Consider the following 14,724-nt stretch of genomic DNA (forward strand, 5'->3'; position numbering starts at 1 on the left):
TGTCAGCCTAGGCCCTGCCGCCGAAGTCCCGCCTGTCCCGCCTGTCCCGCCTCAGGACTCCAGCAGCCGCTGGCCGACGTACTCGCCCGGTGCCGCGCCGCCCGGGACCGCGAAGAGCCCGCTGGCCTCGTGCCGCAGGAAGCGCGACAGGCCGTCGCCCCGGTCGAGTTTGCGCTGCACCGGCACGAACCCCTTGAGCGGGTCGGCCTGCCAGGCCACGAAGAGCAGCCCGGCGTCCGGTGCGCCGTCGTCACGGTAGCCGTCGTGGTACGAGTACCCGCGCCGCAGCATCGCCGCGCCGCCGTTGGAGGCCGGGGCGGCGACGCGCACGTGCGCGTCGGCGGCGATCGCGAAGGTACGGCCGTCCGGGCCGACCTTGTCGAGGTCGGGCCTGCTCGCCTCGGTGCCGCCGGACAGCGGGGCGCCGTCCGCCTTGCGCCGCCCGATCACCTTCTCCTGGCGCTCCCGGGGGAGGTTGTCCCAGGTGTCCAGCAGCATGCGGATGCGCCGGACGACCGCGTAGGAGCCGCCCGCCATCCACTGCGGGGAGCCGGAGGCGGGGACGAAGACGCGGGCGTCGAAGTCGGGGTCGGAGGGCCGGGGGTTGTTGGAGCCGTCGACCTGGCCCATCAGGTTGCGGGCGGTGCGCGGCTCGGCGGTCGTGCCCGGGGTGCGGTTGAAGCCGTTCATCTGCCAGCGCAGCGTCGCCGTGCCCGCGGCCTCCTTCTGCAGCACGCGCAGGGCGTGGAAGGCGACCAGGGCGTCGTCGGAGCCGATCTGGATCCACAGGTCGCCGTCGCTGCGCCCGCGGTCGAGCGCGTCGGAGGCGAAGTCCGGCAGCGGGGCGAGCGCCTGCGGCATCCGCCCCGTCAGCTCCGTCCCGGCGAAGAAACCGCGGCCGAAGCCGAAGGTGACGGTGAGCGAGGACGGCCCGGCGTCCAGGGCGATCTGGTTGTCGCCCGACGGGGCCCGGCCCTCGGTCATCGCCTCGGCCGCCGCGGACCAGCGGCGCAGCAGCGCCGCGGCGCCCTTGCGCCCGGCGCCCGCGGCCAGGTCGAAGGCGACCAGGTGGCCGCGGGCCTGCAGCGGGGTGGTGATGCCGGCCTGGTGGGGGCCGTGGAAGGGGACGGCCGTGGCGCCGACGGAGGTCAGCGCGGTGGCCTCGTCCCGCGTCGCGTGCGCGGTGACGGCACCCGAGGTGCCGCCCACGAGCAGTCCCGCGGCGCCCGCCGCTCCGGCGGTGCCGAGCAGACGGCGCCGCGAGAGGTCCTGAGGACGGTCGTTCATGAGCCGATCTTCACTACCTTCGTGCGGGTGACCTGGTCGATGTCCGAGGTCCGGACGGTCACGGCGACCGTCCACTCCCCGGGGACCGGGATCTGGACGTTCTCGGCACTCCAGTGACCGGTGTCGATCTTGCCCAGCGTCACCGGGATGGGGCCGATCTTCTTGGACTTCAGGGTGAAGGAGACCTGCACCTCGGGGACGTCGAAGGCCCGTCCGTCGGGGGCGGTGACCAGCAGGTGGAGCTCGTTCTCGGCGACGCCGCCCGGGTCCAGGGTCACCTCCGCCTCGCCCTTGCCGTTTGTGCCGCCCGTGTCGAACGGGATCCTCACGTCCAGCGGTTCGGGCACCTCGGACACCGGCGCGGAGGCCTGCTGCTGCGCGGCGCCCTCCTCGGCGGCCCTGCCCGGCTGGGTGCCGGTCAGCAGCGTCGTGACGGCCAGCACCACGACCGCGACGGCCACCTCCGCCAGCACCGACTTGCGCAGGCCCGTGCGCTCGGTGTCGGCGTCGCGGTCCTTGCGGGCCCGCTCCTTGGCCAGGGCCGCCTGCTGGCGGGCCAGCTGTTCGGCGCGCTCGGAGGCACCCCCGCCCCCGCCGCCCTTCCGTCCCACGGCGACCGGCTGGGCGACGGCGGTCTTGCCGCGGACGGCCGTGTCGCCGAGCCGCGCGGTCCAGCGGCGGGACAGCCAGGCCAGCTCCACCAGGAGGATGACCAGGCCGATCTTGACCAGAAGCAGCTGGCCGTAGCCGGTGGACACCAGCGCGTCCCAGGAGCCGAGCTGGCGCCAGGACTGGTACACGCCGGTGACGACCAGGGTCACCACCGCCCCGAAGGCGATCTTCGAGAAGCGCTGCACCACCGCCCGTTCCACGCGCTGCCCGCCCCACAGCGCGACCAGCAGCGCGGTGAGACCGCCGAGCCAGACGGCCATGGCCAGCAGGTGCACGATGTCGACGGGCATCGCCACCGAGGCCTGGATGCCGACCGAGGCGTGCTCGGCCATGGCCCACGTCGCGGCCAGGCCGACCGACACGACCGTGCCGCCGATGGCCAGGCCCCAGGCGAGGTCCTGGCGTTCGACCGGGTCCTCCCGCTTGGCCCAGCTGCCGAAGAGCACGGCGATGAAGACCGCGCCCGCGGCGAGCAGCAGCAGCCGGGACACCAGCGCCGCGCCGGGCCGGGTGTCCAGGACGTCCCGTACGCCGCCGAGGTCGAAGGCGTCGCCCAGCCCGCCCCCGTTGGCGTAGGGGGCGCGCAGCATCAGCAGCAGTATCGTCGCGGCGACCATCGCGGCCCAGCCGGCGGCCACCAGCCGCCGCATCGACCGCGTCCGCGCGCCGTCCGGCCAGCACACGCCGATGAAGAACGCGGCGCCGACCAGCAGCGCGAAGCCGAGGTAGGCGGCGTAGCGGGCGATGTCGTACAGGGTGCCGACGGCGCCCCCGCCCACCTCCTGGTCGGGCAGCTGGACGGAGGTCTTGGAGGGCGCGCCGATGGAGAAGGTGAAGGCGCCCGCGACCGGGTGGCTGTCGGCCGAGACCACCTTCCACGCCACGGTGTACGTGCCGTCGCCGAGCCCGGGGCGCAGGGCGACGGCCGCGGTCGTGCTCCCCCTGCCGCCGTCGTTCGCGTCGCCGGTCTCGGCGCGCTTGCCGTCCGGGCCGAGGACCCGGATGGAGTCCCTCGACAGCAGCACACCCTCGGAGAAGGACAGCCGCACCTGCGCCGGCGCGGTCTTGACGACCGAGCCCTGGGCCGGGTCGGAACCGACCAGCGCGGCGTGCGCGGACGCCGGCGCCGCGGTGCCGAGCAGCAGGCCGAGCACGGCGAGCGGTACGGCCAGCAGCCGCAGCGCGGACTTCGTCATCACCCTCATGGCGCTCTCCTCAGTCCCCCGGGTGGTAGCCCGCGGGCTTGACCGGGACCCGTACGTCGATGGTGTCGGCGTCGTCGAAGTGCAGTTGCAGCGAGACCTGCTCGCCGGCCGCGGGCTTGTGCTCCAGGTCCGTCAGCATCAGGTGGTTGCCGCCGAGCGCGAGGGTGAGCCGCCCGCCCGCCGGGACCGTGAAGGAGGTCACCCGGCGCATCCGGTCGTCCTCGGTGCTGTGCAGGGTGATGTCCCCGGACAGGTCGCTGGTGACGGAGGTCAGCCGGGCGTCCCGGTCGCCGGTGTTGCTGACGGTGAAGTAGCCGGCCGCCATGTCCCCCAGCGCGGGCTGCGGGATGTAGGCGCCGCTCACCGTCAGTTCGGGGCCGTCCGGTGACCCGGAGCAGGCCGTGGCGCCGAGCAGCACCAGGGCCGCCGCCACGGGGATCCGCCGCAGGGTCACGGCGTCCGCCCCGCGATGATCTTCGGCAGGTCGGCGGCGAACTCCTCGGAGGTCGTGCCCGACATGTACAGCGCGTGGGCCTTGTCGTCCTTCGGCGAGTACGCGATGACCTGGGCGCCGTGCGTCACGGTGATGCTGCCGTCCTTCTCCTTCACCGGCTTCTCCACGTCCACGCCGAGCGAGCGCGCGCCCGCCTGGATCGTGGCGAAGTCACCGGTGAGGCCGACGAAGGACTTGTCCTGCGCGCCCAGCCACTCGCCGAGCCGCTGCGGGGTGTCGCGTTCGGGGTCGGTGGTCACGAAGACCACGACGAGCTCGTCCTGCTCGGCCGCGGGCAGCTTCGACTTGGCGATGGCGATGTCGCTCATCGTCGTCGGGCAGACGTCCGGGCAGTGGGTGTAGCCGAAGAAGAGCAGGGTCGGCCGGCCCTTGGTCCGCTCGACGAAGTCGTACGTCGCGCCGTGCGTGTCCGTGAGGATCATGTCCGGCTTCTCGAACGGCGTGTCCAGGACGGTCGCGGCCTTCGGTGTCCCCTCGACGGAGACGACCGGTTCGGCGCCGGAGGTGTCCGTCCCGCCGTCCGGGCCGCCACAGGCGGCGAGGGTCAGGGCGAGTGCGGCGACGGCGGCGGCCGAGGCCGCCGCCCTGAGGGTGGTACGCATCAGGGGTTCCCCAGGAATTCGTTGCGGCGCCGGGGCGGCCGCGGTGCGTGCGCGGCGGCCGCCCCGGCGATGGTGCGTCAGGCGGACGGGGTGCCCGTGCCGCGACGGCGGCCGGCCACGACGCCGAAGGCGACGCCGAGCACGCCCACGACGATGCCGACGATGCCCAGCACCCGGGCCGTGGTGTCACCGGCGTCGGCGGAGGCGGTCTTCTCGTTGGCGCCGTCGCCGGACGCCGAGACGGCCTCGGCCTTGGCGTCGTCCTTCTTGTCGTCCGAGGTGGCGGCGTCGTGGCCGTGGCCGTCGTCCGCGGCGTCGGCCAGGGTCAGCACGGGCGCCGGGTGCTCCGGCTCCTCCTGGCCCTCCTGCTGCTCCTCGATCCAGCGCACGACCTCCTTGTTGTCGTACGTCTGGAGCGCCTTGAAGACCAGCTGGTCGGTGTCCTCGGGCAGCGGGCCCAGGGAGACGGGGAACTGCTGGAACTCGCCGGGCTTGATCTTCCCGCCGCTCCAGGTGATCTTCGTGACGGCCTCGGTGAGGTCGCCGTGCCCGGTCTTCAGCGGGGTCTTGAGCTTGGTCCTGGTGATCTGCACCGTCCAGCCGGGCACCGGCTGGGTGGAGACGGAGGCGATCGGGTGGTCGCCCGGCAGGTTGACCTCGACCTTGATCGTCGAGGCCTTGTCGTCCTCGTTGGGGACCTTGAACGCGACCGTGCTGTAGCCGCCCTTGGCGGCGTTGCCGGGCTGGACGCTCACGTGCGCGAAGGCGGGGACGGCGGTGGCGAGCACGGCCGCCCCGGTGACGGCGGCGAGGGCGGTGGCGCGGCGCATGACGGTGTTCATGATGCGGAGACTCCACGGTGACGGAGGGAAGGTGACGGATGGCACGCGTGCGGCGCGCGCGACTCCGCCCTCGTACGTCGGTGGAGCGGGTCGCGTTCAGGCCGCGAGGGCGTACGCCGGCGGACCGCGCCGGGCCAGGCTGTGCCGCAGCAGCACCGTGCGCGGCACGCGGGTGGAGCCGCCGGTGCGGCTCGGGGCGAGGACGGCGCGCGGCGCGGCCGGGCTGCCCGTCAGCAGGAGGCGTACGAGCGCGACGGCGTGGCGCAGGGCGCCGCCCGACAGTTCGGCCAGCCCGCGGGCCGACAGGGCGACCAGCCGCCACAGCGCGGCCTCGCCGCGGCGCAGCAGCCAGCCGGCGGTCACCGCGGCGACCACGTGCCCGAGCAGCATGGGGAGGCTGTAGGAGAGCATCGTGCTCTCGGTGGCCGCGGAGGGCATGCCGGGCATCGCGGGCATGCCCACCATGTGGCCCGTCCCGGCCGCGGAGTGCGCGTGGGAGCGGAGCGCCGCCGCCCGTTCGTCGCAGAGCAGCCGCCCGGCGATCTCGGCTATCCCGCCGGCACCGCAGACCCCGCCCACGTTGAACAGCACGTGCAGCACGAGTTGTCCGCCCGTGAGCCCGGTCGCGATGGCGGGCATCGAGCGCTCCCGCCCGGCGAGCGGGGCGACGACCGCGAAGACGACCAGCCAGCCCACCGCCAGCGTCCAGCCGGGCACCCCGTGCCCCGACGCCAGCATGTGCGCCCCCGCGGACAACACGACGCAGACCGCGGTGAACACCGCGGCCCGCAGCAGTCGCAGATCGGCGCCGGCGCGCACGGGGGTAGACATGACGGGCGTCATCCTCTCACCGCGGGTCCGCCTTGCGAACGGCGGGTCCCGGAACACGCCGGTCTGTGCTATGGCGTCCGGCACCGTTCCTACACCCGCCTGAGGAGCGACGGCATCCGCCGTATGGCTGGCATCACGTCAACGCCACGCTTACCGACCGTGTTTCGGGGCAATACGTATCGGTATGTCGAGCCGCAGCCAGGAGGCTGAGCATGAGCATCTGGTGGTCCCTCCACTTGCGGCGCGAGGCTGCGAGCGTTCCGCTCGCCCGCCGGCTCCTGCTGGGGACGATGGAGACCGCCGGGGTGGACCCCGACATCTCCTACGACCTGTCGGTCGCCCTCACCGAGGCCTGTGCCAACGCCGTTGAGCACGCCGCCCACGGCGAGTACCGGGTGACGGCCCGCATCGAGGGCGACCGCTGCCGCATCGAGGTGGCGGACTCCGGCCCGGGCTTCGCCCCGGACCTGCGCCGTACGCACCACTCCGTACGTCCGCTGGCGAAGAAGGACCAGCACGCCGAGCACGGGCGCGGGCTGTTCCTGATCGAGGCGCTGGTGGACCACGTCCACTTCCACAACCGTCCCGGGCACGGGGCGGTGGTCAGCTTCGACAAGATCCTCAAGTGGCGGGACGACTCGCTGCTCAAGGTCTCCTGACGCACGGAGGCCGGGGCCCCACGGAGGTCCGTGGGGCCCCGGCCGTCGGTCCGGGCGGCGGGGGTCAGCCCTTGAGGGCGGCCATCCAGCGCTCGACCTCGTCGGAGCGGCGCGGCAGGCCGTCGCTGAGGTTCCGGTTGCCGTCCTCGGTGACGAGGATGTCGTCCTCGATGCGGACGCCGATGCCCCGGTACTCCTCCGGCACGGTCAGGTCGTCGGCCTGGAAGTACAGGCCGGGCTCGACCGTGAGGACCACGCCCGGCTCCAGCGTGCCGTTGACGTAGGTCTCCGTGCGGGCGGCGGCGCAGTCGTGGACGTCCAGGCCCAGCATGTGGCCGGTGCCGTGGAGGGTCCAGCGGCGCTGCAGGCCGAGTTCGAGGACGCGGTCGACCGGGCCTTCGACCAGGCCCCACTCGACGAGCTTCTCGGTGAGCACGCGCTGGGCGGCATCGTGGAAGTCGCGGTAGGCGGCGCCCGGGCGGACGGCGGCGATGCCGGCCTCCTGCGCCTCGTACACGGCGTCGTAGATCTTCCGCTGGATGTCGCTGTACGTGCCGTTGACGGGCAGCGTGCGCGTGACGTCGGCGGTGTAGAGGCTGTGCGTCTCCACGCCGGCGTCGAGCAGCAGCAGGTCGCCGGAGCGGACCGGGCCGTCGTTGCGGACCCAGTGCAGGGTGGTGGCGTGCGGGCCGGACGCGCAGATGGAGCCGTAGCCGACGTCGTTGCCCTCGACGCGGGCGCGCAGGAAGAACGTTCCCTCGACGTAGCGCTCGGAGGTCGCCTCGGCCTTGTCCAGGACCCGGACGACGTCCTCGAAACCGCGCGCGGTGGAGTCGCAGGCCTTCTGCAGCTCGCCGATCTCCCACTCGTCCTTGACCAGCCGCAGCTCGGACAGGAACTCCTTCAGCTCGGCGTCGCGCTCGGCGGTGACCTTGTCGGTCAGCGCGGCCTCGATGCCGGCGTCGTAGCCGCGGACGACCCGGACCGGGCCGGTGGCGCCGCGCAGCACGTCGGCGACCTTGCGGACGTCGGCGCACGGCAGGCCCAGCAGGACCTCGCCCTCGGCCAGGCTGTGGCGGCGGCCGGTCCACAGCTCGCCCTGGCCGTCCAGCCAGAACTCGCCGTTCTCCCGGGAGGAGCGGGGGAGCAGGTAGGCGGTCGCGTCGTGAGATCCGTCACCGTTGGGCTCCAGGACCAGCACGGCGTCCTGGGTCTGGTCGCCGGTGAGGTGCACGTACTCGCTGGCGGCACGGAAGGGGTAGTCCGTGTCGTTGGCGCGGGTGCGCAGGTTGCCGGCCGGGACCACCAGCCGCTCGCCGGGGAAGCGCGCGGACAGCGCCGCGCGCCGCTTGGCGGCGTACGGTGCCTGCTCGATCGGCTGCAGGTCGCGCAGTTCCGTGTCGGCCCAGCCGGACTTCATCACCTCGGTGAGCTCGTCGGAGACGGCCGGGTACAGGCCGTTCTTCCGCTGCTTGATGGGCTCGTCGCCTTCCGGGGTCTCCGGAGCGCGGTCCTCGGCCACGTCATGCCTCCTCGCAGTAGACCACTCCATCGTAAGTGGGTGCGCGGGGAGGACCGGCGGCGGTCCAGCCGGTGGTCAGTCGAAGCGGGCGGCGAGCAGGACGACGTCCTCGGTCGGGTGGGGGTCCTCACGGTCGCCCGGGAGCATGGTGTGCAGGACGTGCTCCACCAGCTGCGCCGGGTCGTCCCGGGCGGTCCGCGGGGCGGACGCCGCGGCCGCGTGCAGGCGGGCGAAGGCACGGTCGACGGGATCGCCGGTGCGGTGCAGCAGGCCGTCGGTGTAGAGCAGCAGGGTCTCCCCGGCCAGCGCCCGGAACTCGACGCTGGGCGCCTCCCAGCAGCTGAGCATGCCCAGTGGCGCGGACAGCGAGGTCTCCACGTACTCGACCCGGTGCCCGCCGACGATCAGCGGGGGACAGTGCCCGGCCCCGGCGACCACGACCTTCCGGGAGGCCGGCTCGGCGTAGGCGAACAGGGCCGTCGCCGACCGGGCGGGCTCGGTCAGCCGCAGCAGCAGCTCGAGGTCGGACAGGACCGCGACCGGGTCCTCGCCCTCCATCACCGCGTACGCCCGCAGGGAGGCCCGCAGCCGCCCCATCGCGGCGACCGCGCTCATGCCGCCGCCGCTCACGCCGCCGACCGACAGCCCCAGCGCGCCCTCGGGCAGCGGGAGGGCGTCGTACCAGTCGCCGCCGCCCCCCGCGGCCGGGCGGTGCCGCACCGCCAGACGGACCCCGGGGACCCGGGGCAGCCGGGTCGGCAGCAGCTCCTGGCGGAGCGTGGCGACGGTGGCGCGGCTGCGGTCGAGTTCGAGCAGCCGGGCGAGGTGCTCGGTGGCGTGGCGGCAGTACAGGCCGATGAGGTGGCGCTGGCGTTCGCCGGGTTCGGCCGGCTCGTCGTAGAACCACAGGGCCGAGCCCAGCCGGCCTGCGGAGTCCGCGGACAGCCGGAGGGCGTAACTGGCGCCGAAGCCGAGCCGCAGGGCGACCTCGCGGTGGCGCGGGCCGAGTCCGGGCTCGCGGCACAGGTCGGTGTGGATCTCCTCCGCCGGCACCGCCTCGGGTGCGGCGGGCAGCGGGACGGTCTCCAGCGCGCCGAGTTCGGCCGGGCCGAGACCGAGGCCCACGACGGTGGCCGGACCGAGCCGGTCGACGGGGGAGACGGCGGCCAGACCGCGTCGCGCACCGACCAAGGTGCCGCCGGCGCGCAGCAGTTCGTGCAGCGCTTCCTGCAGGGTCGCGGTCCTGGCCAGCCGCTCGGTGAGCTCGTGCAGGGTGGTCAGGTCGGAGATCCAGGAGGCCATCCGGTCCTGGGCCGCGGTGAGTTGGTCGACCGGATCCGGCGCCCCGGAGTGTGCGTCCGGGGGGGCCGGATGGGATTGTTGTTCGACCGCGGGGGAGGAAGTGTGCGCCGGTGTCGGAATGGGTGGGTCGATTCCGGCCACTTTCGGTAGGCGCGCGGCGCTCATGGCCGCCGGCTTTCACGCTCTTCGTCGTGACGCGGCGTCGGCTCCGCAGAGCAGCGCATTTCTGTCAATAGCATCGCAAACCCCCAAGCTCGTGCTGCGCCGCTATCAATGGATTACCTTGTACCGCCTACTCGTGGGTGTGTCCAGGATTGCCCAGGTGGAAGGGCTGGTGTCGGCGCGTCCGAGGAGATGCAGGACTATGGCCGAAAAAGGGCACCGCGTGCCACAATTAGTTGTCGACTGAAGGGGTTCGACAGCGCGTCATATCCATCGCAGCGGGTACGTAAGGGATGGGAGTCGGCGGCCGCAGGAACCCGGCGCCCTGCCAGGGCGTCATAGACGGAGACGGCCGACCCTCCCCCCCCATGGCGGGGTGTTGCACAGCCAGCGGGACCGCACACAGCAGCAATCGCAAGCACACGCAGCAGTTCCCAGCACTCCGCAGGACGAACAAGCGCCAGTGTGCGCCACCCCCCGCCACGTTCCACGCTCGGCTCGAGACGTGATGCGCTGCCTCGTAAGCGGTGTGTTCCAGATTACGTTGTGTCATGGGCAGATCCCTGAGCGCCAACGGAAAGGAACGAGCGCAGATGCGCGAGATCCTCGGAAAGCGACGCAAGAGCAGTCCGGAGCTGCTGCGTGCGGCGCTCACCTGCGCCGAGCGGTGGCAATGGCCCGTGGTGCCCGGAGCCGGTACGGACGCGCGGGGCGGATGCGCCTGTCTGCGGCCCGACTGTCCGGTGCCGGGCGCCCATCCGCACGATCCGGGCCTCCTCGCGGCGACCCGCGATCCACGGATGGTCCGCTGGTGGTGGACGCGGCGGCCGGACCAGCCGCTCGTGCTCGCCACGGGCGACCGGGTCTCGGCGGTGAGCCTGCCGGCGGTCGCGGGAGCGCGGGCGCTGGGCGTCTTCGACAAGCTGGGGGTGCGCACCGGCCCGGTCGTGGCCACCCCCACGCGCTTCGCGGTCCTGGTGGAGCCGTACTCCCTGGAGGAACTGGGCGAGTTGCTCGACCGCCACGAATGGGTGCCGACCTCGTTGCGGTACCACGGCGAGGGCGGCTACCTCGTCCTGCCGCCCTCGCCGGTCGGATCCGACGGTTCCGACGGCACCGCCGGGGCGCGCTGGGTCCGGCGGCCGGTGGTGGACCCGGGAGACCGGGCGCCGTGGCTGCCCAGCGTGCGGGTGATCGTCGACACCTTGGTGCAGGCGGGCCGCACGGCGCCGGACGGCAGCCGGCTCTCGTACTGAACGGGTCCCGGTGAAGGGTCCCGCGGGAAGTGCGTGACGGTCGCCGTCCCCGTCGGTCGTCACTCGTTCGGGTAGGAGCGGGGGCCGTTGCCCTGCGAACGGGCAACGGCCCCCGCTCCATGTCCGTTTCTCCCGCTATGTTCTGTGCATGATGCGTGCGCCGAACCTGCGGATGGCCGCCCTCGCCACGGTCGTGGCCGTCGCCGCGATGCTGCCCCTGACCGGCGCCACCGCCGGGCCCGTCCTCCCCGCGGTGCCCGTGGACGTCACGACGGCGCTCACGGACGACAAGCCCTTGTCAAGCGGTCCCGATGTCTTCGACTCCCTGCCGAAGCTGGCCGGATCCGAACGCCAGACCGCATCCTGCGGTCCCCAACTCACCTCCGCGGAAGGCCTGCGGGTGCAGACCTGCACCATCGACGAGGACGGCGACACCTGGGCGCGCACGTACTACAGCAACGCCACGGGGCGGCCCCTGGACGGGGTGCTGAGCCTCATGCGGCCCGACGGCCGGACCGTACAGGCGCGGTGCGTCATCACCGCGGACGCGGGGAGCGGGAGCTGCGAGACGCCGCGCGAGCCGACGGTGGCGGGGGCGGCGGAGCCGTACACGGCGGTGGCGGAGATCGCCGAGCGGGGCGGGGAACGCCCGTTGCTGCGCAGCGGATCCGCGTACTGACCCGAGCATGGAAACGTCCGGTCGCTGGCGACGGGGGATGCACCAGCGACCGGACTGTTTAAACGGTAACAAGACTTCGCCCGTACGCAAATCCGGGGTACGGGTTCCGGCCCGGGTTCCGGGCCCGGCCGGCAACGGCTGTGACCAGGATCACCCGGACGCGATCATGGCCTGAACTGCGGCTACCGGCACGGGAGACCGGTCAGCTCAGGGTGATCTGCCGGTTGGTGAAGCCGCTGCGCGCCCGTCGCTCCTCCGCCGTCAGCGGGGTCGTCCGCTCCAGCACCTCGGCCAGCCGCTCGCCGAAGGCCGCCGCCGGCTTCTCGACCTCGTCCGCCGAGACGCCCGTCGGCAGGTCCCACACCGGGACGACCAGCCCGTGCGCCCGGAACGAGCCCACCAGCCGCGTGCCCTCGCCCAGCGACGAGGCGCCCGCGGCGTGCAGCCGGGCCAGCGCGTCCAGCAACTGCTCCTCCGGGTGCGGCATGACCCAGCGCAGGTGGTTCTTCTCCGGGGTCTCGCACCAGTACGCCGCGTCGACACCGGTCAGCCGCACGGTCGGGATCACGGCCGCGTTCGCTCGCTCCAGGGAGGCGGCGACCTCGCCGGTGGCGGACTCCGCGTCCTCCAGCCAGAACTCGAAACCGGTGTGCACCACGGGCTCGAACGCGGCGTCCAGGTCCAGCAGGTCCTGCAGCCGGGGACCCTCGGGCGCCGGGCGCTCCCCGCCCACCGGGTTGCCCGGCTCCGCCTGCAGCGCGCGCAGCAGGGTGTCGGCCAGGTCCCGGCTGATGTCCCCGGACGCGGTGTCGTTCTGCAGGCCCAGCAGCACCGTGCCGGTGTCACGGCGCAGCCCCGGCCACGCCATCGGCAGCACGGTCGCCAGCGTGACGGACGGCACACCCTCGGGCAGCGGGTCCTTGAGCGTCAACTCGGCCGTGGCGGCGGGCACCAGCTCGCGCAGCGCCACCCAGTCGCACTCGGCCGGCAGGCCCTCGAACGGCCGTCGCACCAGCTCCGTCACCGCGTGCGCCGCCTCACGGCCGTGGCACGCCTTGTAACGCCGTCCCGAGCCGCACGGGCAGGGTTCCCGGGCCCCGACGACGGGGATCTCCCCGTCGGTGATCTGCGGGCGGGCAGGGGCCTTCGTCTTCGTCGGGCGCTTCTTCGCCATGGCTCGATCTCTCCCGGTAACGGCGGTGTTCCGGCCGTGAGCCTAGCGCCACGCCATCCGCCCTCATCGGAGGTCGCGCCCGTGGAGGCCGGGCAACTCCCCTGCGGGGGCTAGGGGAGGTCGTCGAAGGGGTCCGCGAAGTCGATCGGGATGTCGAGCTGGGGCACGAGGTCGTCGCGCCGCGCGTGCCGGCTGCGCACCGCGAGCATCGCCCACACCGTGACCTCGCCGGGGGCGTCGCGCACGCCCCAGCGCAGCGACAGGTTCCGCACGATGCCGAGCCCGCGGCCGCCGCGGGCGGTGAGCGAGGGACTGGCCGGAAGCGGGCGGGTGGGCCCGCCGCCGTCGGTGACCTCCACGGTCAGCAACCCGTCCTCGTCGATCCTCCAGGCGGCCCTGATGCCGCTGCCGCCCGAGGACGGCGCGTCCTCGCCCAGCGGCCGGGCGTGCCGGCAGGAGTTGCTGAGCAGTTCCGACAGGATGAGCACGGCGTCGTCGACGACCGGCTCCGCGACCCCGTACGCACACAGTTCCTTGCGCAGCCTGCGCCGCGCCTCGGCCACGCCCGCCGGACCATGAGGCAGGGCCATGGCCGAGGACGTCGGCACCTCCTGGGCCACCACCAACGCCACCCCCGAGACCTCCTTCACCCCACGCCACGGGATGGATGCCCTCTCGTTCTGGGCCGGAAACCGGCCAACTGCGATCTCTTGGGGCACACACAACGATCGAACAGGTTCCGAACGCGCCGGTGCACACCACCCGGGGAGGGAGGGAGTCCGTATTCCCTTCAGCAGCGCCCGAGTTGGGCCAGAACCTGCCGCGGACGGTTGGTGATGACGGCGTCGACGCCCAGTCGCACGCAGAGTTCGACGTCCTCGGGTTCGTTCACCGTCCACACGTGGACCCGGTGCCCCGCCTCGTGCAGCCGTTCCACATACCCCGGGTTGGCGCGCAGGATGCGGATGCCCGGCCCGGCGATCCCCACCCCGGCCGGCAGCCGGCCGTCGCGGTGCCTGGGCAGTACGTACTGCATCAGGAAGACGGTCGGCAGGTCGCGCGAGGCCATCCGGATCCGGCGCAGGGAACGGGAGGAGAAGCTCATGACACGGACCCGGGACGGCTCGCCCGGCTCGGGCCACAGCATCCCGAACCGGTCCAGCAGCTCCACCAGCCGTTCCTCGACCTGCCCCGCCCAGCGCGTGGGGTGCTTGGTCTCGATCGCCAGCTCCACCCGGCGGCCGGTGTCCGCGACCAGCTCCAGCAACTGCTCCAGGGTCAGGACGCGGCTGAGCTCGTCCGGGTCGCCGTCGGTGCGGTCGGGGGCCTCGGCGTCGGCGTCGAGGAGGGAACGCAGCTCCGCGGACGGGCGCCACCGCCGCGTCCCGCCGGCCCTGCCGGCCCCTCCGGCACCCGGCTGCGCCTTCCAGCTGCCGAAGTCCAGGGTCCTCAGGTCCGCGAGCTCCAGCGCGGAGACCGCGCCCCGCCCGTTGGAGGTGCGGTTCACCCGGCGGTCGTGCACACAGACCAGCGTGCCGTCGGCGGTGAGGCGTACGTCGCACTCCAGGGCGTCCGCGCCGTCCTCGATCGCCTTCCGGTAGGCGGCGAGCGTGTGCTCCGGGGCGTCCTCGGACGCTCCCCGGTGAGCCACGACCTGGATCGCGCGGAGATCAGTCACCGGGCTATCGTGCCATCCGCCGGGCCGGGAACGGCCGCTGCTTACGGCGGCCTGACACCCGGTGGGAAAAGCTGTGTCCATCACGACGGTCGTCGTACGTACCGTAGCCGTAACCGTACGCACGGCATACAACGCATATCCGAGGAGAACAGCCGTGAGCACCGAGAACGAGGCCGGCCCGGTCCCGGCGGCGCTGCCGACGCAGCCTCCCGCTGACGCTGGGTCCGCCGCTCCCGCTGCACCTCCCGTGCCCCCCGCCGCCCCGCCTGCCGCTCCCCCGGCCCAGGCGCAGGCGCAGGCGTCGGCGCCGGGCCCGGCCGCCCCCGCGGCTCCGGAGGC

15 protein-coding genes are annotated in these 14,724 nt (G+C 73.4%); 4 read left to right on the forward strand and 11 right to left on the reverse strand.

What is annotated here, in order from left to right; all coding sequences use genetic code 11:
- Nucleotides 1-51: 51 nt before the first annotated feature.
- The 6 genes from efeB to PV410_RS38675 form a co-directional block, all read right to left on the reverse strand.
- On the reverse strand, nucleotides 52-1,287 hold the full coding sequence (gene efeB / locus PV410_RS38650) for an iron uptake transporter deferrochelatase/peroxidase subunit (RefSeq protein ID WP_500330992.1): 1,236 nt from the start codon (nucleotides 1,285-1,287) through the stop codon (nucleotides 52-54).
- Entirely contained in the window at nucleotides 1,284-3,164 is a 1,881-nt protein-coding gene (locus PV410_RS38655; RefSeq protein WP_500330994.1) for a copper resistance CopC/CopD family protein, read from the reverse strand. Before PV410_RS38655 ends, efeB begins: the two co-directional genes overlap by 4 nt.
- A 10-nt stretch (nucleotides 3,165-3,174) precedes the next feature.
- Nucleotides 3,175-3,618, reverse strand: coding sequence for a copper chaperone PCu(A)C (locus tag PV410_RS38660; protein WP_500330996.1), 444 nt, complete (start codon nucleotides 3,616-3,618; stop codon nucleotides 3,175-3,177).
- Nucleotides 3,615-4,280, reverse strand: a complete 666-nt coding sequence (locus tag PV410_RS38665; RefSeq protein WP_500330997.1) for an SCO family protein — start codon at nucleotides 4,278-4,280, stop codon at nucleotides 3,615-3,617. The genes PV410_RS38660 and PV410_RS38665 overlap by 4 nt, the downstream gene beginning before the upstream one ends.
- Before the next feature lie 77 nt (nucleotides 4,281-4,357).
- On the reverse strand, nucleotides 4,358-5,122 hold the full coding sequence (locus tag PV410_RS38670; RefSeq protein ID WP_500330999.1) for a YcnI family copper-binding membrane protein: 765 nt from the start codon (nucleotides 5,120-5,122) through the stop codon (nucleotides 4,358-4,360).
- A gap of 96 nt (nucleotides 5,123-5,218) precedes the next feature.
- On the reverse strand, nucleotides 5,219-5,953 hold the full coding sequence (locus PV410_RS38675) for a hypothetical protein (RefSeq protein ID WP_500331000.1): 735 nt from the start codon (nucleotides 5,951-5,953) through the stop codon (nucleotides 5,219-5,221).
- 212 nt (nucleotides 5,954-6,165) lie between these two features.
- Here PV410_RS38675 and PV410_RS38680 point away from each other — a divergent pair, with 212 nt between their 5' ends.
- Nucleotides 6,166-6,612, forward strand: a complete 447-nt coding sequence (locus PV410_RS38680; protein ID WP_018558220.1) for an ATP-binding protein — start codon at nucleotides 6,166-6,168, stop codon at nucleotides 6,610-6,612.
- Between the two features lie 64 nt (nucleotides 6,613-6,676).
- On the opposite strand, the gene PV410_RS38685 is transcribed toward PV410_RS38680, so the two are convergent.
- Nucleotides 6,677-8,134, reverse strand: a complete 1,458-nt coding sequence (locus PV410_RS38685; RefSeq protein ID WP_500331002.1) for an aminopeptidase P family protein — start codon at nucleotides 8,132-8,134, stop codon at nucleotides 6,677-6,679.
- A gap of 75 nt (nucleotides 8,135-8,209) precedes the next feature.
- The gene (locus PV410_RS38690; RefSeq protein ID WP_500331003.1) at nucleotides 8,210-9,601 is read right to left on the reverse strand and encodes a PP2C family protein-serine/threonine phosphatase; all 1,392 of its coding nucleotides are present in this window, start codon (nucleotides 9,599-9,601) and stop codon (nucleotides 8,210-8,212) included.
- A gap of 590 nt (nucleotides 9,602-10,191) precedes the next feature.
- Between PV410_RS38690 and PV410_RS38695 the strand changes: the two genes are divergently transcribed.
- Together PV410_RS38695 and PV410_RS38700 are read left to right on the forward strand one after the other, a co-directional pair.
- A complete protein-coding gene (locus tag PV410_RS38695) occupies nucleotides 10,192-10,854 on the forward strand; it encodes a bifunctional DNA primase/polymerase (RefSeq protein ID WP_500331005.1) in 663 nt (220 codons plus the stop codon).
- A 148-nt stretch (nucleotides 10,855-11,002) separates the two neighbouring features.
- Nucleotides 11,003-11,533: a hypothetical protein gene (locus tag PV410_RS38700; RefSeq protein WP_500331007.1), complete on the forward strand. Its 531-nt coding sequence runs from the start codon at nucleotides 11,003-11,005 to the stop codon at nucleotides 11,531-11,533.
- Nucleotides 11,534-11,735: 202 nt separating this feature from the next.
- On the opposite strand, the gene PV410_RS38705 is transcribed toward PV410_RS38700, so the two are convergent.
- From PV410_RS38705 to PV410_RS38715, 3 genes are all read right to left on the reverse strand, one after another.
- Nucleotides 11,736-12,707 (reverse strand): DUF5926 family protein, encoded by a 972-nt coding sequence (locus PV410_RS38705; protein WP_500331009.1) that lies wholly within the window; start codon nucleotides 12,705-12,707, stop codon nucleotides 11,736-11,738.
- A 110-nt stretch (nucleotides 12,708-12,817) separates the two neighbouring features.
- Complete coding sequence (locus PV410_RS38710) at nucleotides 12,818-13,339, reverse strand: ATP-binding protein (RefSeq protein WP_500331011.1); 522 nt, start codon at nucleotides 13,337-13,339, stop codon at nucleotides 12,818-12,820.
- A gap of 158 nt (nucleotides 13,340-13,497) precedes the next feature.
- Nucleotides 13,498-14,385: a glycerophosphodiester phosphodiesterase gene (locus tag PV410_RS38715; RefSeq protein ID WP_500331013.1), complete on the reverse strand. Its 888-nt coding sequence runs from the start codon at nucleotides 14,383-14,385 to the stop codon at nucleotides 13,498-13,500.
- Nucleotides 14,386-14,539: 154 nt separating this feature from the next.
- Here PV410_RS38715 and PV410_RS38720 point away from each other — a divergent pair.
- Nucleotides 14,540-14,724: hypothetical protein (locus PV410_RS38720; protein WP_500331015.1), on the forward strand; the 185-nt coding region annotated here is incomplete at its 3' end.

Source organism: Streptomyces sp. PA03-5A, from assembly GCF_033792725.1.
In the GTDB taxonomy this organism is placed as follows: domain Bacteria; phylum Actinomycetota; class Actinomycetes; order Streptomycetales; family Streptomycetaceae; genus Actinacidiphila.

What these genes read in the sequence shown, in the direction of transcription:
- PV410_RS38695 (WP_500331005.1), top strand. Translation starts at nt 10,192, where the DNA reads ATGCGCGAGATCCTCGGAAAGCGACGCAAGAGCAGTCCGGAGCTGCTG.
- efeB (WP_500330992.1), bottom strand. Translation starts at nt 1,287, where the DNA reads ATGAACGACCGTCCTCAGGACCTCTCGCGGCGCCGTCTGCTCGGCACC.
- PV410_RS38705 (WP_500331009.1), bottom strand. Translation starts at nt 12,707, where the DNA reads ATGGCGAAGAAGCGCCCGACGAAGACGAAGGCCCCTGCCCGCCCGCAG.
- PV410_RS38670 (WP_500330999.1), bottom strand. Translation starts at nt 5,122, where the DNA reads ATGAACACCGTCATGCGCCGCGCCACCGCCCTCGCCGCCGTCACCGGG.
- PV410_RS38700 (WP_500331007.1), top strand. Translation starts at nt 11,003, where the DNA reads ATGATGCGTGCGCCGAACCTGCGGATGGCCGCCCTCGCCACGGTCGTG.
- PV410_RS38665 (WP_500330997.1), bottom strand. Translation starts at nt 4,280, where the DNA reads ATGCGTACCACCCTCAGGGCGGCGGCCTCGGCCGCCGCCGTCGCCGCA.
- PV410_RS38680 (WP_018558220.1), top strand. Translation starts at nt 6,166, where the DNA reads ATGAGCATCTGGTGGTCCCTCCACTTGCGGCGCGAGGCTGCGAGCGTT.
- PV410_RS38655 (WP_500330994.1), bottom strand. Translation starts at nt 3,164, where the DNA reads ATGAGGGTGATGACGAAGTCCGCGCTGCGGCTGCTGGCCGTACCGCTC.
- PV410_RS38690 (WP_500331003.1), bottom strand. Translation starts at nt 9,601, where the DNA reads ATGAGCGCCGCGCGCCTACCGAAAGTGGCCGGAATCGACCCACCCATT.
- PV410_RS38675 (WP_500331000.1), bottom strand. Translation starts at nt 5,953, where the DNA reads ATGTCTACCCCCGTGCGCGCCGGCGCCGATCTGCGACTGCTGCGGGCC.